22 protein-coding genes and 1 pseudogene are annotated in these 23,962 nt (G+C 68.8%); 13 read left to right on the top strand and 10 right to left on the bottom strand.

The window, feature by feature from the left end; genetic code table 11:
- Positions 1–38: 38 nt before the first annotated feature.
- A complete protein-coding gene (locus tag YU1_RS0109405; RefSeq protein ID WP_029003848.1) occupies positions 39–944 on the top strand; it encodes a beta-keto acid cleavage family enzyme in 906 nt (301 codons plus the stop codon).
- Positions 945–991: 47 nt separating this feature from the next.
- Here the strand turns inward: YU1_RS0109405 and YU1_RS0109400 are convergent, their stop codons facing one another.
- From YU1_RS0109400 to YU1_RS0109360, 9 genes and pseudogenes are all read right to left on the bottom strand, one after another.
- A complete protein-coding gene (locus YU1_RS0109400) occupies positions 992–1,765 on the bottom strand; it encodes an SDR family oxidoreductase (protein WP_029003847.1) in 774 nt (257 codons plus the stop codon).
- A gap of 193 nt (positions 1,766–1,958) precedes the next feature.
- Entirely contained in the window at positions 1,959–2,666 is a 708-nt protein-coding gene (locus YU1_RS0109395) for an SDR family NAD(P)-dependent oxidoreductase (RefSeq protein WP_029003846.1), read from the bottom strand.
- Complete coding sequence (locus tag YU1_RS0109390; protein WP_029003845.1) at positions 2,663–3,733, bottom strand: ABC transporter substrate-binding protein; 1,071 nt, start codon at positions 3,731–3,733, stop codon at positions 2,663–2,665. Before YU1_RS0109390 ends, YU1_RS0109395 begins: the two co-directional genes overlap by 4 nt.
- Before the next feature lie 37 nt (positions 3,734–3,770).
- Positions 3,771–4,643: an ABC transporter permease gene (locus YU1_RS0109385; protein WP_035714699.1), complete on the bottom strand. Its 873-nt coding sequence runs from the start codon at positions 4,641–4,643 to the stop codon at positions 3,771–3,773.
- Positions 4,643–5,452 carry an ABC transporter ATP-binding protein gene (locus YU1_RS0109380; protein WP_051356683.1) on the bottom strand — a complete coding sequence of 270 codons (810 nt, stop codon included), beginning with the start codon at positions 5,450–5,452 and terminating at the stop codon, positions 4,643–4,645. Before YU1_RS0109380 ends, YU1_RS0109385 begins: the two co-directional genes overlap by 1 nt.
- 34 nt (positions 5,453–5,486) lie before the next feature.
- A pseudogene (locus YU1_RS28765) lies at positions 5,487–6,689 on the bottom strand (sialidase family protein).
- 1 nt (position 6,690) lies between these two features.
- Positions 6,691–7,848: an iron-containing alcohol dehydrogenase gene (locus tag YU1_RS0109370; protein ID WP_035714696.1), complete on the bottom strand. Its 1,158-nt coding sequence runs from the start codon at positions 7,846–7,848 to the stop codon at positions 6,691–6,693.
- 14 nt (positions 7,849–7,862) lie between these two features.
- On the bottom strand, positions 7,863–8,903 hold the full coding sequence (gene pdxA / locus YU1_RS0109365; RefSeq protein WP_029003841.1) for a 4-hydroxythreonine-4-phosphate dehydrogenase PdxA: 1,041 nt from the start codon (positions 8,901–8,903) through the stop codon (positions 7,863–7,865).
- Positions 8,900–10,042, bottom strand: coding sequence for a four-carbon acid sugar kinase family protein (locus tag YU1_RS0109360; RefSeq protein ID WP_051356682.1), 1,143 nt, complete (start codon positions 10,040–10,042; stop codon positions 8,900–8,902). The genes pdxA and YU1_RS0109360 overlap by 4 nt, the downstream gene beginning before the upstream one ends.
- Positions 10,043–10,351: 309 nt before the next feature.
- On the opposite strand from YU1_RS0109360, the gene YU1_RS0109355 reads away from it, so the two are divergent.
- Together YU1_RS0109355 and YU1_RS0109345 are read left to right on the top strand one after the other, a co-directional pair.
- Entirely contained in the window at positions 10,352–11,086 is a 735-nt protein-coding gene (locus YU1_RS0109355) for a FadR/GntR family transcriptional regulator (RefSeq protein ID WP_029003839.1), read from the top strand.
- Between the two features lie 189 nt (positions 11,087–11,275).
- Entirely contained in the window at positions 11,276–12,166 is an 891-nt protein-coding gene (locus YU1_RS0109345; RefSeq protein ID WP_029003838.1) for a dihydrodipicolinate synthase family protein, read from the top strand.
- 27 nt (positions 12,167–12,193) lie between these two features.
- Here YU1_RS0109345 and YU1_RS0109340 read toward each other — a convergent pair whose 3' ends face one another.
- Positions 12,194–12,838 carry a TetR/AcrR family transcriptional regulator gene (locus YU1_RS0109340; protein ID WP_035714762.1) on the bottom strand — a complete coding sequence of 215 codons (645 nt, stop codon included), beginning with the start codon at positions 12,836–12,838 and terminating at the stop codon, positions 12,194–12,196.
- Between the two features lie 213 nt (positions 12,839–13,051).
- On the opposite strand from YU1_RS0109340, the gene YU1_RS0109335 reads away from it, so the two are divergent.
- The 10 genes from YU1_RS0109335 (at position 13,052) to YU1_RS0109290 (ending at position 23,871) form a co-directional block, all read left to right on the top strand.
- Positions 13,052–13,912: an FAD binding domain-containing protein gene (locus YU1_RS0109335; protein WP_029003836.1), complete on the top strand. Its 861-nt coding sequence runs from the start codon at positions 13,052–13,054 to the stop codon at positions 13,910–13,912.
- Positions 13,909–14,418 (top strand): (2Fe-2S)-binding protein, encoded by a 510-nt coding sequence (locus tag YU1_RS0109330; protein WP_029003835.1) that lies wholly within the window; start codon positions 13,909–13,911, stop codon positions 14,416–14,418. Before YU1_RS0109335 ends, YU1_RS0109330 begins: the two co-directional genes overlap by 4 nt.
- A complete protein-coding gene (locus YU1_RS0109325) occupies positions 14,415–16,790 on the top strand; it encodes a xanthine dehydrogenase family protein molybdopterin-binding subunit (RefSeq protein ID WP_029003834.1) in 2,376 nt (791 codons plus the stop codon). Before YU1_RS0109330 ends, YU1_RS0109325 begins: the two co-directional genes overlap by 4 nt.
- A 64-nt stretch (positions 16,791–16,854) precedes the next feature.
- Positions 16,855–18,093 carry an ABC transporter substrate-binding protein gene (locus YU1_RS0109320; RefSeq protein ID WP_029003833.1) on the top strand — a complete coding sequence of 413 codons (1,239 nt, stop codon included), beginning with the start codon at positions 16,855–16,857 and terminating at the stop codon, positions 18,091–18,093.
- Between the two features lie 31 nt (positions 18,094–18,124).
- Entirely contained in the window at positions 18,125–18,997 is an 873-nt protein-coding gene (locus tag YU1_RS0109315) for a branched-chain amino acid ABC transporter permease (protein WP_029003832.1), read from the top strand.
- A 10-nt stretch (positions 18,998–19,007) separates the two neighbouring features.
- Positions 19,008–20,006, top strand: coding sequence for a branched-chain amino acid ABC transporter permease (locus tag YU1_RS0109310; protein ID WP_029003831.1), 999 nt, complete (start codon positions 19,008–19,010; stop codon positions 20,004–20,006).
- A complete protein-coding gene (locus YU1_RS0109305) occupies positions 20,003–20,758 on the top strand; it encodes an ABC transporter ATP-binding protein (protein WP_029003830.1) in 756 nt (251 codons plus the stop codon). The genes YU1_RS0109310 and YU1_RS0109305 overlap by 4 nt, the downstream gene beginning before the upstream one ends.
- Positions 20,751–21,455, top strand: a complete 705-nt coding sequence (locus YU1_RS0109300) for an ABC transporter ATP-binding protein (protein WP_029003829.1) — start codon at positions 20,751–20,753, stop codon at positions 21,453–21,455. The genes YU1_RS0109305 and YU1_RS0109300 overlap by 8 nt, the downstream gene beginning before the upstream one ends.
- A 19-nt stretch (positions 21,456–21,474) precedes the next feature.
- Positions 21,475–21,915: an SRPBCC family protein gene (locus tag YU1_RS0109295; protein ID WP_029003828.1), complete on the top strand. Its 441-nt coding sequence runs from the start codon at positions 21,475–21,477 to the stop codon at positions 21,913–21,915.
- A gap of 306 nt (positions 21,916–22,221) precedes the next feature.
- Positions 22,222–23,871, top strand: coding sequence for an OFA family MFS transporter (locus YU1_RS0109290; RefSeq protein ID WP_029003827.1), 1,650 nt, complete (start codon positions 22,222–22,224; stop codon positions 23,869–23,871).
- The last annotated feature ends 91 nt before the right edge of the window (positions 23,872–23,962 follow it).

The raw sequence follows: 23,962 nt of genomic DNA, 5'->3' as shown, positions 1-23,962 counted from the left end.
CCGCCTGCTAACCCCGGGCGATCAAGGAGGAGAATGCAATGGCCCCAAGCAATGCCAAGACCGTCATCACCTGCGCCGTCACCGGCAATCTGACCACGCGGGACCAGACCCCGCACCTGCCGGTGACGCCGGCCGAGATCGCGCGCTCATGCCTGGAGGCGGCGGAAGCCGGCGCGGCGATCGTCCATATTCATGTGCGCGATCCGGCGACGGGACGCCCGTCCATGGAACTGGACCTCTATCGCGAGGTGATCGATCGCATCCGCGAGCGCAACGGCGACGTGGTGATCAACCTGACCACCGGGCCCGGCGGGCGCTTCGTGCCGGGCGAGGCGGATCCGAAGGTCGCGGCGCCGGGAACCACGCTCACGACGCCGGAGCGCCGCGTGGCGCACGTGAGCGTGCTGAGGCCGGACATCTGCACGCTCGATCTCAACACGATGAATTCCGGCGCGGAGGTCGTCATCAACACGCCGCGCAACATCCGGCGCATGGCGGCGATCATCCGGGAGGCCGGCGTGCTGCCGGAGATCGAGCTGTTCGACACCGGGGACACCGCACTGCTGCGCGACCTGATCGCCGACCGGGCGCTCGGCGGGCCGGTGGTCTGCTCGCTGGTGCTCGGCGTGAAATACGGCTTCCCGGCAACGCCCGAGACCTTGCTGCACGGCCGCAGCCTGTTGCCGCCGGGCGCGTTCTGGACCGCCTTCGGGGTGGGCCGCAGCGCGTTTCCCATGCTTGCCCAGTCCTATCTCGCCGGCGGGCATGTCCGCATCGGCCTTGAGGACGCGGTCTATCTTGAGAAGGGGGTTCTGGCGCGCTCGAACGCCGCCTTGGTGGAAAAGGCCCGCGCCATCGTCGAAACCCTCGGCGGCGCGATCGCCACCCCGCGCGAGGCGCGCCGCCTGCTCGGCCTGGTCGAGACGGCCGCGGCGGCCGAATAGGCGGGACGATAGGGGGGGCGGCGCCACGCGGCGCCCCCCGCCTCGCATCACAGCGCCGCCAGATAGCCGCCGTCGAGCGGGATGGTGCAGCCGTTGACATAGGCGCCGGCGCGCGAGGCGAGGAAGACGGTCAGGCCCTCCACATCCTCGGCCCGGCCCGAGCGCTTGAGGGGAACATAGGTCTCGACGCTCTTCTTCACTGCATCGGACGCGGTGTCGGTCAGGCGCGAGGGGAAGGGCCCCGGGGCGATGGCATTGACCAGGATGCGGTCCGGCCCCAGGCGCTTGGCGAGCGCGCGCGTGAGGTGGTGGAGCGCCGCCTTCGACCCGCCGTAGGGATAGGCCTCCCAGCCGGGAATGTGCAGGCCGCCGATGGAGCCCACATTGATGATCCGCGCGGGCGCCTCCTCGCTGGCCGCGGCGCGCAGCAGCGGCAGCAGCTTCTGGATGAGGAAGAAGGGCGCGCGCAGGTTCACGTTCAGCACGAAATCCCACATCTCCGGCGTCGCCGTCTCGATGGTGGCGCGATCGTTGGCGCCGGCATTGTTGACCAGGATGTCGAGACGCCCCTCATGCCCGGCGACCAGCGCGGCGAGACGCTCGGGGCCTTCATCGGACGCGAGGTCCGCCGCCAGGCCGATGCAGTGGCCCTCGCGGGACAGTTCCGTCGCTGCCGCCCGGCTGCGGTCCGCGTCGCGCGAGGCGATATAGGTCTTCACCCCCCGCCGGACGAAGCCGCGCGCGATCATCGCGCCGATTCCGCTGGTGCCGCCCGTCACCAGCGCGACCTTGCCCGCCACCGAGAACAGATCGTCCGTCATGCGCCCGCTCCTCTTCCGCCACGCCCCGAGGGGTGTCACGCCGCGTGGCCGGGCCGTCTCCCGGCAGGGCTGATCCCTCGGCAGGTCCGATCCCTCGGCGGGTCTAGGCTTCTACAGGGGAAGCGGCGCCGGGCCTGAGGTATCGCGCGCCGTTTCGCATTGCGGAACATGAAATTGGCGCCGCGCCGGCCGCCTAGAGCGAGGCTCCGCCGCACACGACGATCTGCTGGCCGGTGAGGCTGGCCGCCCCTTCCGAGAGCAGGAACGCGGTCAGGGCGGCGATCTCCTCGGGCTGCACCAGGCGGCCCATGGGCGGCACCTTGGGTGAGACCGAGGCGCGGTTGGGATCCTTGAGCATGGGCGTATCGGTCGCTCCGGGGGAGACCACGTTGACGGTGATCCGGCGCGGCGCCAGCTCGATGGCGAAGGACCGCGCCATGCCCACCAGCGCCGCCTTGGTCGCCGCATATTGCGCCCGCCCGGCCGATCCCGCCGCCGTGCGGCTGCCGATGAAGACGATGCGCCCGCCATCGGGGAGCTTCGGCACGAGCGCCTCGATCATCTGCTCGGCGGCATCCACATGGAGCCGCCACATGGCCCGTCCGTTCTCCGGATCGAGCGCGCCCAGCGTTCCCACCCGCAGAATGCCGGCCGCGTGCACGACGGCATCGAGCGAGGCAATTTGATCCAGCGCCGCTGCGAGCGCGGCCCGCTCGGCGATGTCCACCGGCACATGGTGCAGCGCCTCATGCGCGATGGCCGGCACGCCGCGGCTGAAGCCCGTGACCTGCCAGCCGTGATCCAGCAGATGCCGGGCGATGGCCTGCCCGATCCCCGAGCTCACCCCGGTGACGAGCGCGCGCCGCGCGCGCCCGTTCCCCGTCGCGGGAGAGGACGTCACAGGCCGTAGGCGCGTGCCTGCGCCCGGATCTTCTCCACGTCGAAATTGTTGATCTCGTTGATGAGATCGTTGGTATAGATCTTCGAGAAATCGGTGATGGCGAGATCGTTCATCCTGGCTTCCGTCACGAACTCGTCCTCGCGGATGCTGCCCATCTTGGCGCCCGGATAGGGCGGCTCGTAGAGCTTGATCCGGCGGCTGATGGCCTCGATGACCGACTTCACCGCCTGCTCCTCAGTGGAACCGCGCGGCGCGGTCTCGGGATAGAGCTTCAGGAAGGCCTTGGCGCCGGCCTGCGGGTTGGCGAGGATGAAATAGGACGCCTTGGCGGTCGAGCGCCCGAAGCCGACGAACAGCTGCCGCTCGGCCTGGATGCGCTCGCGCAGGCCCATCAGGAACTGCCCGCCGATCATGGGCAGGTTGCTCGGCCGCTGCACCAGCTCGAACGGAATGCCGGCGCCGTCGATGATGCCGAAGCCGGTGTCGTAATAGGCGAGCGCATCGATCGCGCCCCGCTGCAAGGCCACGCCCGCCGGCACCCCCGCGCCCACGGCGGTCCATTTCACGTCCTTGTCCGGATCGACGCCCAGCGACTTGAGGACGTTGCGCGTGACCGGATACTCGGTGCCGCCAAAGTCCGACACGCCGATATTCTTGCCCTTGAGGTCGGCATAGGCCTTGATCGGCCCGCCGGGCTTCACCGCCACGTCCCATTTATAGGGATAGGTGTACTGGTAGAACCACAGCGCATTGCCCCACTCGCCCTTGGCGAGGATCGGCAGAGCGTAGGACGGGACGCCGATGCCCACGTCCACGTCGCCCTTGTTGGTCGCCACCTGGACGTTGGCATTGCCGCCGAGCGCCATGCCCTGGACCTTGAAGCCCTCCTCGGCATTGTAGCCCAGCGCTTCGCCGATCAGCAGGTTGATGACGCTGGCATTGATCGACTTCAGCCCCACCCCCACCTTCACGGTCTTGACCGGCTGCGCCATGACGGAGCGCGGACCGAGCGCGAGAGCCGCCGCGAAGGCGCTGCTCGCCTGAAGCCATTGCCTGCGTGTGATCATGACCTTCTCCCTCATGTTTTCTTTTGATCTTGGCTGCTTATTTCCGGCCGCGGTCGCCCCAATGGACGATCCGGGCTTCGAGGCCGCGGACGATGCCGTGGAGCAGGATGCCCATGGCGCCGAGGATGACGAGCGCCGCGAACACGCCGGCCACGTCGGTGACCGCCTGCGCCTGGGTGATCACCACCCCCATGCCCTGCTGCGCGCCCAGGAATTCCGCGACGATGGTGCCGAGCAAGGCGTAGACCACCGCCATGTCGAGGCCGGCGAAGATGTAGGGCGCGGCGTTGGGAAGCTTCACGATGCGGTAGGTCTCGAACCGCGAGGCGGAGAGCGAGCGCATCAGGTCGATGCGCTCCGGCTCCACCGCCCGCAGGCCGGTAAAGCTGTTGATCAGCATCGGGAAGAAGGCCAGCAGGGCCGAGATCGCCACCTTCGAGCCGTCGCCGAAGCCGAACCAGATCACCACCAGCGGGGCGATCGCCACCTTGGGCAGGCTCTGGAGCGCGAAGGCATAAGGCATCAGCAGCTTCTCGATCACCCGGCTCTCCGCCATGAGCGAGCCGAGCACGAGGCCGAGGCCCGAGCCGATGGCAAGGCCGATGGCCGCATTCTTCAAGGTGCCCCACAGCGGCAGATAATAGCCGAGCGGGCTCGACGGGCTCACGGCGATGCCGGACCAGAGCGCGTGCCAGACCGCCACCGGCGAGGGCAGGATGTAGGACGGGATCTCGAGATATTTCACCGCCAGCGCCCACCCGCCGAACAGGATCAGCAGGCCCAGCACCATGATGACGGTGCCGCCCGCGCCCTTCCCGCGCCGCTTCCGGCCCGCGACGGCCGGGGCCTTGGGCGCGGCCGCCTCGATGGCGGTGACATTGGCCAGGACGGAAGTCTTCGCCTCGCTCATCACTCGTCTCCCTGCGCGTTGAGCAGGCCCCGGATCTCCTTGGCGAGCGCCGGATAGGCCGGATGGCTGATGATGCCGTCGTTGCTGCGCGGACGCGGGATCGGCACCTCCAGCTCGCGGATGACGCGGCCCGGACGGGCGGACATCACCACCACCCGGTCGGCCAGGAAGATCGCCTCGGAAATCGAGTGCGTGATCAGCATCACGGTCTTCCGGCTGGCCTGCCAGATGCGCTGGAGCTCCAGGTTCATGCGCTCGCGGGTCAGCGCGTCCAGCGCGCCGAACGGCTCGTCCATGAGCAGCACGCGCGGGCTGCGCACCAGGGCGCGGCAGATGCCGGCCCGCTGCTGCATCCCGCCGGACAGCTCATAAGGGAAGCGATGGCCGAAGTCCTTCAGCCCGGCCACGTCGAGCAGCCGGTCGACGTCCTCCGCCTGGCCGACCTGCTTGCCGCCGACGCGCAGCGGCAGCGCCACGTTCTCGCGCACCGTCAGCCACGGCAGCAGGTTCGCGGCCTGGAACACCACCCCCACGTCCCGGGACGGGCCGGTGATGGCCTTGCCGTCCAGCGCCGCGGTGCCGGTGTCGTAATCGTCCAGCCCGGCGAGGATGCGCAGCAGCGTGGACTTGCCGCAGCCGGACGGGCCGACGACGCACACGAACTCGCCGTCCCGGATGTCCAGGTTGATGTTGGACAGCGCGTGCACGCTGCCGTCCGCATAGGTCTTCTCCAGCCCGCGGATGCGGATGAGGTCGCCCAGCGCGGCGGCGGCCGGATCGATCGGTTGGGCTTGCGCGAAGGCAGCCATGGGAGTCTCCCTGCTCATTCTTTTCTCGATCACGTCACGCCCCCGCCACCCATTCGGGCGCGACGCGGACGTGCTTGATGGCGCGGCGGTAGTAGGTGAACGCGATCTGAAGCATCCCGTCCGCCGTCTGGGTGATCGACGGATAGGAGAACTCGCGGTTGAGGCCGTCCTTCGAATTGTTGGTCATGCAATAGCCGTCGCCGACCTCCAGGTCGCGCATCCGCGGCCACGTCCGCCCGCCATCCTGCGAGATCGCGAGCGTCATGGGCGCGCGCGGCGCGCCCCAGAAGGCGGAACGCCCGGCCGCCTCGGGTGCCGGCACCGGCGCTGCGGGCGCTCCGTCGTCCTCCAGATCGTCATAGAGCCCGGTGCGGCGGTCGGTGGCGTCCTTCCGGCTCGCATTGTTGAACACGAGGGCGATGCGCCCGTCGGCGAGCACCGTGGCCTGGATGGAGGAGTTGTTGTTGGGCAGTTACGTCGCCACCGGCGCCGTCCAGGCGCGGCCGTCCGTGGAGCGGCTGGCATGGATGAATTCCGCCCAACGGCTGCGATAGAGGGCAAGCAGGCCCTCCTTCGTCTTCAGCACGTTCATGTGCACGCACCCCAGCGAGCCCGGCACCGGGTATTCGCTCCAGGTGCGCCCCGCGTCGGTGGAGAGACGCACCGCGCTCGTGTCGCGGTCGCCGACCCATCTGGCGCCGGGCACGCTCGCGCAATGGAACACCGGAATGACCCACGCCCCGTCATCGAGCACCACCGGCGGCTGGCGCACGAACAGGCCGCCGCCCTCCGGCGCCTCGAACAGCGTCTCGATCGGCCCCCAGGTGAGGCCGTGATCACGCGAAATGCGCTTGCGGACGAAGGCCGTGTCCTGATTGCCGGAGACCTGCGCGGTCCAGATCAGCCAGAGCTCCCCGCCGGGGGCCGTGAACAGCACCGGATTCTGCTCGGAACGAGTGGGATCGTCCGAGAGCTTCTGCGGCTGCGTCCAGCGGTCGGCACCGCGGGCAAGACGCGAGAAATAGACCGAGATGTCGGAAATGCCTTCCTGCGTGCCGCCGAACCAGACCGTCGCCAGGTCGCCATTGCCGAGCACCGCGATATTGGCCGCATGGTTCTGGACGCAGGGCGAAGGCAGATAGGCCTCGACCCGCGCGGCATCGCCGGCGCGCGGGTGCAGGATGCCGCTGCGCTCGGTCAGATCCTCGGGCTCGATGACCGGCTGATGGGATCCCATCTCAATAGGCCTTCTCATAGAGGGCGAGGATCTCCTCGCGGCTGATGTCACGCGGGTTGTTGTCCAGCAGGCGGCGGATGGCGTGCGCTTCGCGCGCCATCTCGGGCAGGTCGGCCCGCGGCACGTGGAGGGCGGAAAGCCGCATCTCGCAGCCGAGCTTCGCGCAATAGCCATAGGCGGCGCCGAACACCTCTTCCTGGTGCGGGGAAGGCTCAAGGCCCAGGGCCGAGAGGATGGCGGCCGTCTTCTCCGCCGCCACCGGCGCGTTGAAGGCGAGCGTGTGCGGAAAGATCAGGGCGTTCGCCGCGCCATGGGCGATGTGGTGGCGGGTGCCGAGCGGATAGGCCACCGCATGGCCGGCCGTGGTGTTGACCGGGCCGAGGCAGAAGCCGCCATAGAGCGAGGCCAGCGACAGGCCGGCACGGGCCTCGACATCCGCGCCATTCTCGACCGCCCGCGCGAGAAAGCGCCCCACCAGCGACACGCCCTCCAGGGCATACATGTCGATCAGCGGATGCGCCTTGCGGCTGGTGAAAGCCTCCACGCAATGGGCCAGGGCATCGACGCCGGTGGCGGCGGTGACGGCGGGCGGCACCGTGAGGGTCAGGGCCGGGTCGATGATGGCGATGTCGGCGAGCATGTGCAGGCTCTGGACCGCCAGCTTGTTCTGGGTGGCAGGGTCGGTCACCAGCGCCCGCGTGCCCGCCTCGCTGCCCGTGCCGGAGGTCGTGGGCACCTGCATCAGCCGCGCGCCCCTGGCGCGGACCTTCTCGGGACCGACCACCTCCGCCAGCGTCTGCCCGCTGGACGGCAGCACCGCCACCAGCTTGGCGAGATCCATCGCGCTGCCGCCGCCGAAGCCGATGACCAGATCCGGCGCCACCTCGACCGCGAGCGCGAGCGCCGCGTCCAGATTGGCGACGTCCGGCTCCGGCTTCACGGTGCCGAAGACCCTCACCTCACCCTTCAGCTCCAGCACATCCACACGGGCGGCGTTGAAGGCATCGGCGATGACGAGGATGCGGGACAGCCCGTGCTCGGCCGCCCAGCGGCCGGCCAGGCCCGCGACGCCGGCGCCGAACTCGATGACCCGTGGCCGCTGGATGGCGATCGGCGCCGCCAGGCTGGCCGAGGCGATGGGAGAGCGATGGACATTCATGCGAACTCTCTCCTTCACGCCGCGTCGCGGGCGGAAATGCCCCGCGCAGCAGCCAGTCTTTCGGCATAGGCGATGGCCTCGATGAGGCTCAGCTCATTGGCGATGCCCTTGCCGGCGATGTCGAAGGCGGTGCCGTGGTCCACGGACGTACGCACGATGGGCAGGCCGAGCGTGATGTTCACGCCCGACAAGGCATCCCAGGTTCCGGTCTCGGGATTGACGTTGAAGCCGAGCAGCTTAACCGGAATGTGCCCCTGGTCGTGATACATGGCGACCACGGCATCGAACTGGCCGGCCCGGAGCTTGACGAACACCGTGTCGCCGGGGACCGGCCCTACGACGTCGAAGCCGTCCTCGACCGCCCTGGCGATGGTGGGCACCGAGACCTCGTCGTCCTCGCGACCGAACAGGCCGCCCTCCCCCGCATGCGGATTGAGCGCGGCGATGGCGATGCGCCGGCGCCCCAGCGCCAAAGCGGAGAGCGCCTCGTCCGTGCGCTCGATCACATAGCGCAGGCGCTCCGGCGTGAGCTTGGCGGGCACGTCCTTCAGCGCGACATGGGTGGTGACATGGCTGACACGCATGTTGCCATGGGCGAGCATCATCACCGATCCCTTCGCGCCGGTGAGGGTGGCCAGCATGTCCGTATGGCCGGCGAATCTGTAGCCCGCCTTGTTCAGCGCCTCCTTGTTGAGCGGCGCGGTCACGATGCCCTGGATGCGGCCGGCTGTCGCGAGCCGCACACCCGCCTCGACGGCGAGATAGGCGAAGCGGCCGCCATCGGCGGACAGGACGCCCGGACGGATCGGCTCTCCCTCCGGCCCGGCCTGGAGGCAGGCGAGGCCCGGCCACGCGTCGCGCTCGCCCACCTCCGGAATGTCGATCGCGGCGCCGAGCATGGTGCGCGCACCATCCAGCGCCGGCTTGCTGCCGATGATGAGCAGGCGCAGATCACCGGCGGCCAGCCGATCCCGCAAGGCCAGACAGGCCTTGACGATGATCTCGGGGCCGACGCCCGCGGGGTCGCCCATGGTGATGGCGAGATGGGGTGTCATGCTGCTGCTCCAGCTATCGCGGCCACTTCGCCGGTAACGATCTGTTTCAGGATATCGGGACCGCCGAACGCCCCGGATTTCGAGACCACGGCCACGCCGTCCCAGCGGCCGCCGCGCATCACCGAGCACGGAATGCCCGGCATCATCTCGCCGATGACGTCGAGCCGCGCCGTACCGAGATGGTCGCACACCCCTCTCAAGGTCTCGCCCCCGGCCACGACCAGGGTGCCCGGAGGGGGAAGCCCATCCGCCAGCCGCGCGAAGCGGCCGGCGATCTCCGCCGCCGCCCGCCGCCGGTCGAGCCCATCCGCTAGCGCCACGCTGGCGAAGCCCACGCCCTCGGCGGCGAGCAGGCGTGCCAGTTCGCCCTCCCCGCCCTGCGCCAAGACCACATGATTGCGCCCGAGACGCTCCAATTGCCGGCGCGCGACCGCCTGGTCCGAGCCGATCAGGCCGAGGACGGGACGGCCCAGCGGTGGGCGGACGGGGCGGCGCATCTCCTGCGCGCGCGCCTCTTGCCCACGGCTCCGGCGAGCGAGCGCGGCGGCAAGGCCGCCGCTCCCCACCCAAAGGGTGCGCTCAGGGCCATCGGCGCGTGCCACGACGAGATCGAGATCCGCATCCGTCCGCGCATTCCAGAAGCTCACGCCGCGCGGCACCGGATCACCCGGCTCCGCCACATGCACCGCCAGGTCGGCGCGGACGAGATCGGCCACAAGGTCGGTCTCGACGCAGATCTCGCCCGGTGTCGCGCCCGCCCATTGCCGCCCGCCGTGCGTCACCCGGTTCTGGGCCGGAAACGCCGGGGCCACGATGCAGTGATCCGGTTGCAGCCAGTCGACGATGGCGCACAATTCTGCGGCCTCATGCCCCCGCAGCAGGCTGTCCACCTTCTTGAAAGCCAGACCCGAGCGGAAGTGCCAAAGGCGCGGCGCCAGCGCGCGAACCGCCAATCGGGCCTGTGCCGCCGAAATCTCACGCGTGGCGCTGTCGAAGGCGACCGAGCCGTGCTCCGGAATCTCGCCCCGCCACACCACCGGCACCGGAGCTTCCGCCGACGCGAACGCCGCCGCGCTGTCGAGCGCGCCGGTCAGGTCATCGGCAAGCAGGCGCAGGGAAAGCCGGGGCATCGCCGTCATCCCCGCTTCCGCGCGCCGATGCCGGCAGCCCAATGCACCATCGCGACCCAAGCCTTCGGCATCATCCACCCATGCGCATTGATATCGACGGGGCGGACGCGTCTGGGCGAAAGCCGGGCATGCGGCTGAAGCCTGGACGTCTCCTTCCCTGGGCCTCTGGCGGGCCGTTTCGGGAAGTCAAACGCAGCTCGGCGACGATGTCAACATGTTGTAATATCACAAGCCGTGGAGAGCCTATTTTCCGTTTGCGCCGTGGCCCACTCTGGTTTGCGCCTTGACGAACATGTCACGACTTGTAATTTATACCGCATGGCCCGTACCGCTCCCGCTCCCGCCCCCGCCCCGCCTTCTCCTTTGGTCCAGCGCGTGCATCATCAATTGCGGGCGCGCATCGCCTCGCGGGAATACGCGCCCCATTCGCGGCTACCGGGCGAGCACGATCTTTCGGCCATCTTCGGCGTGTCGCGTCCGGTGATCCGGGAGGCCCTGCGCCGGCTGCGGGAGGACGGGCTGGTGTTCTCCCGCCAGGGCGCCGGCACCTTCGTGCGCGGACCCGAGCCCGAGACGGGCAAGGCGCTGACCTACGCGCCGGTGGGCACCATCGCCGACGTGCAGCGCTGCTACGAATTCCGCCTTGAGGTGGAGCCCGCCAACGCCTTCTACGCCGCCCAGCGGCACAATGGCGCCGCGCTTGAAACCATTGAGCGCGCGCTCGATCTGCTGCGCGACACCACCTATGCCCACCGGCATCGCGAGGACGCGGACTACGCCTTCCACATCGCCATCGCCGAGGCCGCCAACAATTACTTCTTCCTGTCCTCGATGCAGGCGCTGAAGGAGCACATCACCGTGGGCATGAAGCTCCACGGCCTGTCCCTGCTCGGCCCGTCCGGCGATCTCGCCGGCGTGCTGGAGGAACACGCCGCCATCTTCACGGCCATCCGCGATCGCGACGCGCACGCCGCGCGCGACATGATGCGGCGGCACATCCAGGGCTCATACGACCGCCTGTTCGAGGGCAAGGTTCTTGACCTGGCGCTTTGACGCCGCCCGGCGCAGCAGAAGTTACAACATGTTGACAGATGCACGTCCCAAATCTAGGACTTGAGGCTGCCAAGCAAGCGGCGGCTCAGGAGGGCATCGCCGGCCGGATGCGCGCGGTCCGCGCCGATCGTTGCCGCTCCGATCATCGCCCCTCCGATCATTGCCGCTCACAGTCTGGGATTTGAGGACATGACCAAGATCACCGGCCCGTTTGTTGCCATCGTCACGCCCTTCGACGAGACCGAGGCGGTCGCGCCCGCCGCGCTGCGCCGCCAGGTGGCCCGGCAGGCCAAGGCCGGCAACGGCGTGTTCTGCGCCGGCACGAACGGGGAGTTCTATGCCCTCTCCTTCGCGGAGAAGGTCCGCGTGGCCGAGATCAGCGTGGATGCCGCCGCCGGCCAGGTGCCGGTGCTGGCCCATGTCGGGGAGGTGTCCACCCGCGAGACCATCGCGCTCGGCAAGGAGATCGAACGGCTCGGCGTGCGCGCCTTGTCGGCGATCACGCCCTCCTTCATCGCCTGCTCGCAGGCCGAACTCATCGCCCATTACCGGCGGATTGCCGACGCCTTGTCCAAGCCCCTCTATCTCTACAATATTCCGGCCCGGACCGGGAACACGATCGCGCCCGAGACCGCCGACATCCTTGCGGATCACCCCAACATCATCGGCATCAAGGACAGCGCAGGCTCAAAGGACAGCCTCGACAGCTTCCTCGCCATCGCCCGGGGGCGCGATGATTTCGACGTGCTCGTCGGCCCGGATTCGCTGGTCCTGCACGGCCTCCGCAACGGAGCCGCCGGCTCCATTTCCGGGCTTGGAAATGTCGCGCCCGAGACGCTGAACGCCATCTATGCGGCCTTCGTGCGCGGCGATCACGCCGCGGCGGAGGCGGCTCAAGCCCGGTTCAGCACGCTGCGGGCGGAGCTTTATGCCCTCGGCTTCCCGCCGGCCGTCGTGAAGCGGGCCTTGCGGCACGCCGCGCCGGACGTGGGGGCCAGCCGCGCCCCGATCCTCATCCCGGAGGAGGCCGACGCGCAGATCGGCCGGATTTCCGCGACCTATGTCGAGGCCGTGGACTGAGGCACCCGGCGCACCCGCCGGACACGGCTAAGCGCCGCCCCCCGCCACCGCCTCCCCGCGTCGAACGAGATCAGGGGCCATGCTCCGCGCGCCAATGAAGAAGCCGCGCACGGCATCCGCGACGATGTCGTCCAGCCGCTCCGGCGTCCGCGTCTGGTACACGTAGCGGCGGATCGCGATGTAGAAGATGCGGCCGTGGAGGCCCCAGAACATCTCGGTCTCCCGCTCCGTGAGCGGACGCTCATCCCGGCCGGGAAGGCCAAGTTCCTGGCGCAGCTCGACGCAGGCCGGCTCGATGATCTCGCGCCTGACGATGTCGAGATAGCGGCCGGTGATGTCGACGGCCCGCAGTCCCGAGAAGACGAAGATCCTGACCCAGTCATGATCGAACACGCGGGCGACATACTCGCGATAGAACTGGTCCAGCCGGGCTTCGAGCGGACGCGACCTGTCCACGATCAGCGGCGCCCATGAGGGTTGCCAGCGGCTGAGATAGACGTGCTCGTAGACCCGCTCGATCAAGACCTCCTTGCTCGGGAAGTGCCGGTAGATCGCGGAATGGGTGATGCCCATGCGCTTGGCGAGTTCGCGGGTCTGGCCTTCGAACCCCTGCTCGGCGAAGAAGCGGATCGCCGCGTTCAGGATTGCCTGCTCCCGCTCCGGCGCCCGCATGTTGCGCCGGCGCGGGCGGATGTCCGTCATGTCTTCCGAGGCCGTCATTCCCGCTCCGTTATGTCCACGCGAATACAACGCCATGATCCGCCACGGCAAATTTGAGACCAGATGGTCATTTTAACTTGACGCCCTCCAGATGTCGTGCGTTCATTTTGAGACCAGATGGTTACAAATCTGGACCTGGAAACGTGTCATCGGAGTTCGGCAGCCTTGAAAGCCCGGGCCTTCAGCTATGTGTGCCCCGCGACCGTCGCGGAGGCTCTGGACGCTTTCGCCGCGGCGGGAAGCGAAGCGAGCTTCATTGCCGGCGGGCAGAGCCTGGTCCCGGCGCTGGCCCTGCGCCTGCAAGCCCCGGAATGCCTTGTCGATATCGGCCGGATCGCCGAGCTGCGCGGCATCTCGCAGGACGGCGAGTGGCTGCGCCTCGGCGCGCTGACGCGGCATGTGGAGGTCCACGACCACCCGCTGATCGCGGCCTGCGCGCCCCTGCTGGCGCTGGCCGCACCCTTCGTCGCGCATCCGGCGATCCGCAACCGCGGCACGCTCGGCGGCAGCATCGCCTTGGCGGACCCGGCCTCAGAATTTCCGGCGATGATGCTCGCCGTCGCGGCCGAGATGGAGATCGCCGGTCCGGCGGGCCGGCGACGGGTGCCGGCGACGGACTTCTTCCAGGACCTCTACCAGACGGCGATCGAGCCCGGCGAATTGCTGGTGGCCATCCACATCCCCGTCGCGCGCCCTGGGCATCGCTGCGCCTTCGACGAGTTCGCGCGCCGGCGCGGCGACTACGCCATCGTCGGCTGCGGCGTGATGCTCGCCCTGCCCGCCGATGTCGTGAACGAAGCGCGCATCGCCTTCCTGTCCGTCGGCTCCACGCCGCTGCGCGCCCGCGCGGCGGAGGCCGCCCTGAACGGGCGGCCCCTCGACGCCGCCGCGATCCGCGACGCACAGGCGGCGCTGGCCTCCGATCTCGATCCGGCGGACGACGAGCAGGTGCCGGCGGCAATGCGGCTGCACCTCGCCCGTGTGCTGCTGGGGCGCCTGCTCGGCAAGATCGCGGCGGCAGCATGAGCGCGCACCTGCCCATCACCCTGTCGGTCAATGGCGAGGAGCTGACCCGCCGCGTCGAGCCGCGCGAGACGCTGGCCGATTTCCTGCGCCGCGACCTCGGCCTGACCGGAACCCATGCCGGCTGCGAGATGGGCGCCTGCGGCGCCTGCCTCGTCATGCTGGACGGCCTGCCCGTCCATGCCTGCCTGATCTTCGCCGTGCAGGCCGCCGGCGCCACCATCCAGACGGTGGAGGGCTTGACCGAGAGCGCCGCGATCGCCGATCTGCAAAGTGTCTTCCACACACGCAACGCCCTGCAATGCGGCTTCTGCACGCCGGGCATGCTGGTCGCGGCGCACGGGCTGCTCAGCCGCTGCGCGATGCCGAGCCGCGAGGAAATCCGCGACGCGCTCTCCGGCAATTACTGCCGCTGCACCGGCTATGAAGCGATCGTCGACGCCATCGAGACGGTCGCACGCCGCCGGGCGGGCGAAGCGGCGTCCTCTATGGCGGAGGAGCCGGCATGAACGCCCCCCTCGGCGCGCTCGACCGCCCGAACTCCTATATCGGCCGCTCGGTCTCGCGACCGAACGCGGCGCGGCTGCTCGCCGGACGCGGGCGCTACGTCACGGACCTCGTGCTGCTGCGCATGCTGCACGTCGCCTTTCTGCGCAGCCCTTATGCCCATGCGCGCATCGTCTCGATCGATGCGGAGGCGGCCCGCGCGATGCCGGGCGTGCGGCTCGTCGCGACCGGGCCAGATCTGGCCCGGCTGTGCACGCCCTGGACCGGCACGCTCGATCATTTCAAGGGCATGAAGTCGGCACCGCAACTGCCGCTGCCCATCGAAGAAGTGCTGTGGTCCGGCCAGGCGGTGGTCGCGATCGTCGCGGAGACGCGCGCGCAGGCTGAGGACGCGGCCGAAGCGGTCACCGTCGCGTTCGAGGAACTGCCGGCGGTGGTCGAGGTCGACCATGCCCGCGCGCCCGGCGCGGACCGGGCCGCCCTCGCCGTCGCGGACAATCTCTGCTTCGGGAGCCGTCTCGACACCGGTGGCATCGACGGCGTCTTCGCCGATGCCGCCCACGTGGTCGAGGAAGAATTCCATTTCGGTCGGCACACGGCCGTGACGCTGGAGCCGCGCGCCATCCTCGCCGACTGGGACCCCAGCGAGGGCAAGCTCACGGTCCATCACGCCACGCAGACCCCCTACCAGTTCCAGGATCTCTATTCCCGGCACTACGGCATCCCCGAGGCCAGCGTGCGCGTGGTCGCGCCGGATATCGGCGGCTCCTTCGGCATGAAGCTGCATGTCTATCCGGAGGACATGGCCGTGGTGGGCCTGAGCATGCTCTGTGGCCGGCCGGTGAAATATGTCGCCGACCGGATCGAGGCCTTCGTCTCCGACATCCATGCCCGCGACCACCGCGTCCGGGCCCGCATGGCGCTCGACGACGACGGCACCATCCTGGCGATGGATGTGGACGACGTCACCGCCATCGGCGCGTTCTCGACCTATCCGCGCACCAGCGCCGTCGAGGGCAATCAGGTCATCCGGCTGATGGGCGCGCCCTATCGCTTCCACAGCTACCGCGCCGAACTTTCCGTCGTCTTCCAGAACAAGGTGCAGACCAGCCAGTACCGCGCGGTGGGGCATCCCATCGCCTGCGCCGTCACCGAGCGGCTCGTCGACCTTGCGGCGGCCAAGGTCGGGCTCGACCCGGTGGCGATGCGCGAACGCAACCTCATCGCCGACGACGCCTACCCCTGCGCCTCGCCCACCGGCTACCAGTTCGAGGCCCTGTCGCATCAGGCGAGCCTCGCCAAGCTCAAGGCAATGATGGACTATGACGGCTTGCGCGCGGAGCAGGCGGCGCTGCGCCAGCGGGGCATCCATCGCGGCATCGGCATCGCCAGCTTCGTCGAAATCTCCAACCCGAGCCCGGCCTTCTACGGCATCGGCGGAGCGCGCATCTCGGCCCAGGACGGCGCGATCCTCACCGTGACGCCGTCGGGCGAGGTCCGCTGCCAGATCTCCGTGACCGAGCAGGGCCAGGGCACCGAGACCATCGTCGGCCAGGTCGTCGCCGACCAGCTCGGCGTTCCGCGCGAACGGGTCCGCGTCATCACCGGCGACACCGAGACCACCCCGCACGGCGGTGCGACCTGGGCCTGTCGCGGCGCCGGCATCGGCGGCGAGACGGCGCTCCAGGCGGCCCGCAAGCTCCGCGGCAACGTGCTCGCCATCGCCGCCTCGATCCTCCAGGCGCAGGCCGGCGAACTCGACATGCGCGACGGCGTCGTCGTCGATGCAGCCTCGGGCACCGAACGCGTCAGCCTCTCCGAGGTCGCGCGCATCGCCTATTTCCGCTCCGACACGCTGCCGCGCGACCTCAGCGCCCAGCTTTCCGTCGCTCATCACCATGCCCCGCAGGGCTATCCCTTCGCCTTCACCAACGGCGTTCAGGGCTGCCATGTGGAGCTCGACGTCGAGACCGGCTTCGTCAAGATCCTGAAGCACTGGGTGGTCGAGGATTGCGGCCGCATCATCAATCCGCTGCTGGTCGACGAGCAGGTGCGCGGCGGGGTGGTGCAGGGCCTCGGCGCGGCCTTCTTCGAGGAATGCCGGTACGACGAGAACGGCCAGCTGACCAACGGCTCGCTCGCCGATTATCTGGTGCCGATGGCATGCGAGATGCCCGACATCGTGGTCGGCCATATCGAGACGCCGACCGCCGATACCGAGCTCGGCGCCAAGGGCTGCGGCGAGGCCGGCACCGCTGCGGCTTCCGCCGCCGCGCTCAACGCCGTCAATGATGCGATGAGCCCGTTCGGCGCGCGCATCGCCCAGATCCCGATGACGCCCGCCCGCCTGCTGAAGGCGCTCGGCACGATCTGACCAAGAACGAACGACAACAACGTCGAAGAACAAACCACAAGAACAACGATATGCGGAGGACACCATGACCAGCCAGGGCACTTATTCCATTACCCGGCGCAGCGCGCTCGCCGGTCTTGCCGCCGGCTCCGCCGCGCTCGCGATGCCGGCCCTCGTCCGCGCGCAGGGCGAGAGCATCCGCATCGGCTTTCCCACCCCCCTCACCGGCCCCTTCGCCGCCGAGGCCAAGGACCAGGTCAAGAGCGCCGAGCTGGCGGTAAAGCTCGTCAACGACAAAGGCGGCATCGCCGGGCGCAAGGTCGAACTGCTGGTGCGCGACGACAAGCTGAACGCCGGCGAGGCCGCGACGCGCACGCTCGAACTGATCGAGAAGGACAAGGTGCACGCGGTCGTCGGCGCGCTGTCGAGCGCGGTGCAACTGGCGGTGAACGAGGTCACCCGCGCCCGCGGCGTGATCTATGTCTCGATCAGCCAGTCGGACACGATCAACGAGGTCAAGGATTTCAGCCGCTTCACCTTCCACGAGGCCCTGAACCCGCACATGACCACGGCCGCCGTGGCGAAGCATACCTTCAAGCCGGGCTCGAAAATCGCCTATCTCGTCGCCGACTATGCCTATGGCCATGAGATGCTGCGCGGCTTCAAGCGCGCGCAGGCCGCGATCGGCGCGACCAGCGTCGGCGAGATCCTGCACCCGTTCGGCGCGGCCGATTATTCGACCTTCATGCCGCAGCTGCGCGCCATGCGGCCCGACATCCTCTGCATCTGCAATTTCGGCCGCGACCAGGCCAACGCCATCAAGCAGGCGGTCGATTTCGGCATGAACCGCCAGTCGAAGATCGTCGTTCCGGTGCTGCTGCACAACCAGCGCCTTGCCGTCGGGCCGGAGGCCTTCGAGGGCGTGGTCGGCGGCGCCAACTATTATTGGGGGCTGGAGGACACCATCCCGTCGGCAAAGGCCTTCAACGACGCCTTCAAGGCCGCCAATGGCGGCGCCTATCCGACCGACTACGGCGCCTATGGCTTCACCGGCGTCTCCTCACTGCTGCTCGCCATGGCGGCGGCCGGCGGCCCCGACACCGACAAGGTGGTCGCGGCTCTGGAGAAGCTGCAATACGACGTGGCCAAGGGACCGCAGCACTACCGAGCATGCGACCACCAGTCGGTGCAATCGGTGCTGGTGCTGGAATCAAAGAAGAAGGCGGAGATGAAGAACGAGGCCGACCTCTTCAAGATCCTGGCGATCGAACCGGCCGCAGAGAGCATTCTGCGCACCTGCTCCGAGCTCGGCTTCCCCGCCTGATCCGTCGCAACCGCGTCATGGAGGCTCCGTGATGGATGCCGAACTCATCGCGATGCAGCTTTTCTCGGGCGTCGCGCTCGGCGCGATCATGATCATGGTCGCGCTGGGCCTGTCGATCATCTTCGGCATGCTGGGCGTGGTGAACTTCGCCCATGGCGCGCTGTTCATGGTCGGGGCCTATGCCGGCCTCTGGATCGCCTCGCTCACCGGCAGCTTCTGGTGGGGATTGCTCATCGCCCCCCTCGCCGTCGGCGCCCTGGGCATGCTCATCGAACGGGTGCTGATCCGGCCGCTCTACAAGCGCTCGGTCGACGACCCGCTGCTGCTCACCTTCGGGCTCGGCTATGTGCTGGTCGAGGCGGTCCGCATCCTCTTCGGCAGCGACGGCATCCCGTTTCCGACGCCGCCGCAGTTGGCGGGCGTCGCGGATCTCGGGATCGGCTTCTTCCCCATCTATCGGCTCTTTGTCGTGGGCGTTGTCGCCCTGACCCTGCTGCTGCTCTGGCTCGGGCTGGAGAAGACCAAGTTCGGGCTGATCGTCCGGGCCGGGGCCAAGGATCCCCAGATCATGCGCGTGCTCGGCGTCGACATCGCCACGGTCTGGCTGCTGGTGTTCGGCCTCGGCGTCGCCCTGACCGCGCTCGGCGGCGTGCTCGCCGCGCCGATGCGCAACGTCAATCCCGAGATGGGCTCGCTCGTGCTGGCCGAGGCCTTCGTCGTCACGGTGATCGGCGGCATGGGCTCGCTGGTCGGCGCCGTCGTGGCCGGACTGCTGGTCGGCGTGGCGATCAGCATGACCGCCCTCTTCGCCCCCGAGATGGCGACGATCGTGATGTTCGCGCTGATGGCGCTCGTTCTGCTGGTCCGGCCCCAGGGCCTGTTCGGCAAGCCGACACGGGCATGAGGAAAACCGGATGACCGCCTCCACCTCCTCCATCGCTTCCGTCATGGCCGGGCCCGCCGGCCACCGCGGCTGGCGGGCCCGGCTCGCGGCCTGGCGCGTGCCGCTGTCCATCCTGGCGCTCTGCCTGCTGCCCTGGCTGCTGCCGTCCAACGCGCTCGCCGTCAACGTGCTGGTCTACGGACTGCTTGCCGTCGGCTACAATTTGCTGTTCGGCTATACTGGGCTGCTCTCCTTCGGCCATGCCGCCTTCTTCGGGGCCGGCGCCTATGTCACCGGCATCGCCATCGGCAGGTTCGGCGTGCCGTGGTTCGCGGCGCTCCTGCTCGGCGTGGCCGCTGGCGCTGCGCTCGCCTTCGTCATCGGCCTTTTGTCGATCCGCACGCGCGGCATCTATTTCTCGATGGTGACGCTGGCGCTGTCGCAGCTCGTCTACTACACGGCACTCCAGGCCTCGTCCTGGACCGGGGGCGAGAACGGGCTGCGCGGCTTCACGGTGGCGAAGCTCGATATTCTGGGCTGGTCGATCGACTTCCTCGATCCGATCAAGAAATACTATGTGCTGATGGTCTTCGCGGCGGCCGCGCTCTGGCTGGTCTCGCGCATCCTGAACTCGCCCTTCGGGGCGGTGATCGAGGCGATCCGCGAGAACGAGACCCGGGCACGGGCCTGCGGCTACGATGTGGAGCGCACCAAGCTGATCGCCTTCACCCTGTCTGGACTGATCTGCGCCTTGGCGGGCACGCTGTTCGCGCTGCACCTCGCCATCGTCCCGCTCGACATCCTGCACTACCAGACCTCTGGCATGATCGTGATGATGACGCTCCTCGGCGGGGCCGGCAGCTTCTTCGGCCCCTTCGTCGGCGCGCTCGCCTTCCTCCTCATGGAGGATGTGGTCTCGCTCTGGACCTCGCACTGGCAGATCGTCGTCGGCACGGTCTTCATCCTGTTCGTGCTGTTCCTGCCCAAGGGCATCTGGGGAACGCTCATCGCCTGGAGGGCCGACCGATGAACGCGCCCCTGCTCTCGGTCGAGAGCATCAGCCGGCGCTTCGGCGGCTTCATCGCGCTCGAAGGCGTGACCGCGGCCTTCGAAGCGAACAAGGTGACCGCCATCATCGGGCCGAACGGCGCGGGCAAGAGCACCTTCTTCAACGTGCTCTCCGGCGTGCTGGCGCCGTCGGCCGGCTCCATCCGCTTCAAGGGGCGCGACATCACCGGCACGCCGCAGCACCGCTTCGCGCATCTCGGCATCGCGCGCTCCTACCAGATCACCAACATCTTCCCGGAGCTCTCGGTCCACGAGAACGTGCGGGTCGCGGCGCAGGCGTTCCGTGCGCGCTATGACATCTGGCGCAACCGCGCCGTGATGACCGAACTCGACGACAGAGCCGATGCCGCGCTGGCCGCCGTGGGCCTCGGCGGGCGCCGCGACGGCACGGCGAAATTCCTCGCCCATGGCCAGCAGCGCGCGCTGGAGATCGCCATCGCGCTGGTCGCGGATCCCGAGCTTCTGCTGCTCGACGAACCGACCGCCGGCATGGGACCGGAGGAGACCAAGGAGATGGTCGCCCTGCTCGAACGGCTCGCGGCCGAGCGCACCATCCTGCTGGTCGAGCACAAGATGAAGATGATCCTCGGCCTCAGCGACCGCATCCTCGTGCTGCATCACGGCCGGCTGATCGCCGATGGCAGCCCGCAGCACATCCAGACGGACCCCGAGGTCCGCCGCGTCTATCTGGGACAGAATGATGGCTATGCTTGAGATCGAGGGGCTGAACGCCTGGTATGGCGCGAGCCATGTCCTGCACGGCATCTCGCTTGAGGTGGAACCCGGCGAGATCGTCGCGCTGGTCGGCCGCAACGGGGCGGGAAAGACATCGACCATCCGCTCCGTCATGGGCTTGATGCCGAAGGCCACGGGCGCGGTGCGGCTCGCCGGTGTGGACCTCCTGCCGCTGCCGGCCCATGCCCGCTTCAAGCTCGGCCTCGCCTACGTGCCGGAGGAGCGGCGGATCGTGCCCGGGCTTTCCGTGCGCGAGAACCTCCAGCTCGGCCTCGTCGCCACCGACGGCACGATCGACGAGCGTCGGGCGATCGACGAGATCGCGGAGAGCTTTCCGCGGCTGAAGGAGCGGCTTGACCAGCAGGGCGTCACCATGTCCGGCGGCGAGCAGCAGATGCTCGCCATCGCCCGCGCCATGATCGCCAAGCCGAAGATGATCCTGCTCGACGAACCCTCGGAGGGCATCATGCCGGTCCTGGTCGAGGAGATGGGCGCGCTCTTCCGGCGCCTGCGCGACCAGGGGGTGACGCTGCTGCTGGTGGAACAGAACGTCGAATGGGCGCTGAGGCTCGCCGACCGCGCCGTGATCATCGACCAGGGCGAGGTCGTGCATCGCAGCACGGCCGCCGCGCTGCTCGCCGACAAGGCCATCCAGGAACGCTATTGCGCCGTCTGAACGGCGCCCGGAGACACGTATGGACATCACCGGCGAACACCGCATCGCGGCCCCGCGCGACATGGTCTGGCAGGCGCTCTTCGACCCGGAGACGCTGAAGGCCTGCATCCCCGGCTGCAAGGAGCTGGAGCAGACCTCGCCGACGAGCTTCGCCGCCAAGGTCCAGCTCAAGGTCGGCCCGGTCTCGGCGACCTTTGCCGGCACGGTGGAATTGCAGGATATCGACGCACCCAACGGCTGCCGCATCCTCGGCCAGGGCAATGGCGGCATCGCCGGCTTCGCCAAGGGCGGCTCCGACGTGCGGCTCGTCGCCGACGGGGACGAGACCGTGCTGAGCTACGACGCCAAGGCCGAGATCGGCGGCAAGCTTGCCGCGCTCGGCAGCCGCCTCGTCCAGGCGACCTCGCGCAAGCTCGCCGATCAGTTCTTCACCGCCTTCACCGAGCGGCTGAAGGGGTAGACCCACCGCCCCCGCGCGCGAGCCGGCAGCCCCGTGCCGAGCCGCGCGACGATGCCCCGCCAGGCAAGGAGCGACCAAGCTCCGGCCGGCGGTCCGGCGTCTGGCCCGCGCCGGCGGGACAAACTGTCCACCCGGACCGACTTCGCTTCCTCCGGACTGGACATTCTGTCCGGGCCAGAGGTTCCCGGACGCCTCTGCCGCCTTGCTCCTCAAGCGCTCTCCCTCATGGCCCCGTCCTTGCTTGGCCCATCGCGCCCGCGCCCAAAGGCCCGGAGCCAAACAAGAATTTTTGGTCAGGGAGACATCATGTCCGTTGCAACCTACCCGCGACCCTCCGCGCCATTCCTGAGCCGGGAACGCACGGTCGCCGAAGCCCACTTCAATCGCTGGCTCGTTCCCCCCGCGGCCCTCGCCATCCACCTGTGCATCGGGATGGCCTACGGCTTCAGCGTCTTCTGGCTGCCGCTGTCTCGCGCCGTCGGCGTCAGCCAGCCGATCGCCTGTCCTTCGGACATGACGTTCCTCGCCCGCATCGTGGCCACCACCTGCGACTGGCAGATCAGCATGCTGGGCTGGACCTACACGCTGTTCTTTGTCCTGCTGGGCTGTTCGGCCGCGCTGTTCGGCGGCTGGCTGGAACATGCCGGGCCGCGCAAGGCCGGACTGGTCTCGGCCGTGTGCTGGTGCGGTGGCCTCGTCATCTCGGCCGCCGGCATCTCCCTGCACCAGATCTGGATGCTGTGGCTCGGGTCCGGCGTGCTCGGCGGCATCGGCCTCGGGCTCGGATACATCTCACCGGTCTCGACGCTCATCAAATGGTTTCCGGATCGGCGCGGCATGGCCACCGGCATGGCCATCATGGGCTTCGGCGGAGGGGCGATGATCGGCGCGCCGCTGGCCGACCTCCTCATGCGCGCCTTCGCCACCCCGACCTCGGTGGGCGTGTGGCAGACCTTCCTGGTGCTGGCGGCCATCTATTTCGTCTTCATGGTGTGCGGCGCGCTCGGCTACCGGGTTCCCGCCGAAGGGTGGAAGCCGGCGGGCTGGAGCGGGATTTCCATCTCCACGCGCAAGCTCGTCACCAAGCATGACGTCAGCCTGGAAGCCGCATGGCGCACCCCTCAGTTCTGGCTGCTCTGGGCCGCCCTCTGCCTCAACGTCTCGGCGGGCATCGGCGTTATCGGCATGGCCTCGCCCATGCTCCAGGAGGTGTTCGGCGGGCGCCTCATCGGCCTTGATCTCCCCTTCAGCGCACTGAGCGTTCAGCAAAAGGGACAGATCGCGGCCATCGCGGCCGGCTTCACCGGGCTGCTCAGCCTGTGCAACATCGGCGGGCGGCTGGCCTGGGCCTCCTTCTCCGACCGCATCGGCCGCAAGGCGACGTTCTTCACGTTCTTCGCCGTGGGCTTCGCGCTCTATGCGCTGGTGCCCTGGGCGGCAAATCTGGGCGGCCCCCTGCTGTTCGTGCTGATCCTGTGCGTGGTGGTCTCTATGTATGGCGGCGGCTTTGCCACCATCCCCGCCTATCTCGCGGACCTGTTCGGCACCGGCATGGTGGGCGCCATCCATGGCCGCATCCTCACCGCATGGGCCGCCGCGGGCATTCTCGGGCCCGTGCTCATCAACTACCTGCGGGAATACCAGATCGCCTCCGGCATCCCGCAGTCGCAGGCCTACAATCAGACCATGTACATCCTGGCAGGCCTGCTGGTGCTCGGCTTCATCTGCAACCTGCTCGTGCGCCCGGTGGCCGAGCGCCACTACATGCCAGCCCGCAAACCCGCCGCCCCGGTCACTCCGCGTGCCGCCGTCATCGGCGAGACGCCGGTGTCCAGAACGCCCGCAGCATCCGAACGACTGAGCGTGCTGGCCATCCTGGCCTGGGCGGCCGTGGGCCTGCCGCTCGCCTGGGGTGTTTGGATCACCATTCAGAAAGCCCTGATCCTGCTGCATTGACGGCACCGGGGACGGGCATGAGGCCCGTCCCCGGTTTCCTGTCCATCCGGATTTGGCTTAACGTCCCGGACAAGACCAGGCTCGGGGAACG

Origin of the sequence: Azorhizobium doebereinerae UFLA1-100 (assembly GCF_000473085.1) — a bacterium.
In the GTDB taxonomy this organism is placed as follows: Bacteria; Pseudomonadota; Alphaproteobacteria; order Rhizobiales; family Xanthobacteraceae; genus Azorhizobium; species Azorhizobium doebereinerae.
This window is presented reverse-complemented; position numbering and strand designations above follow the sequence as displayed.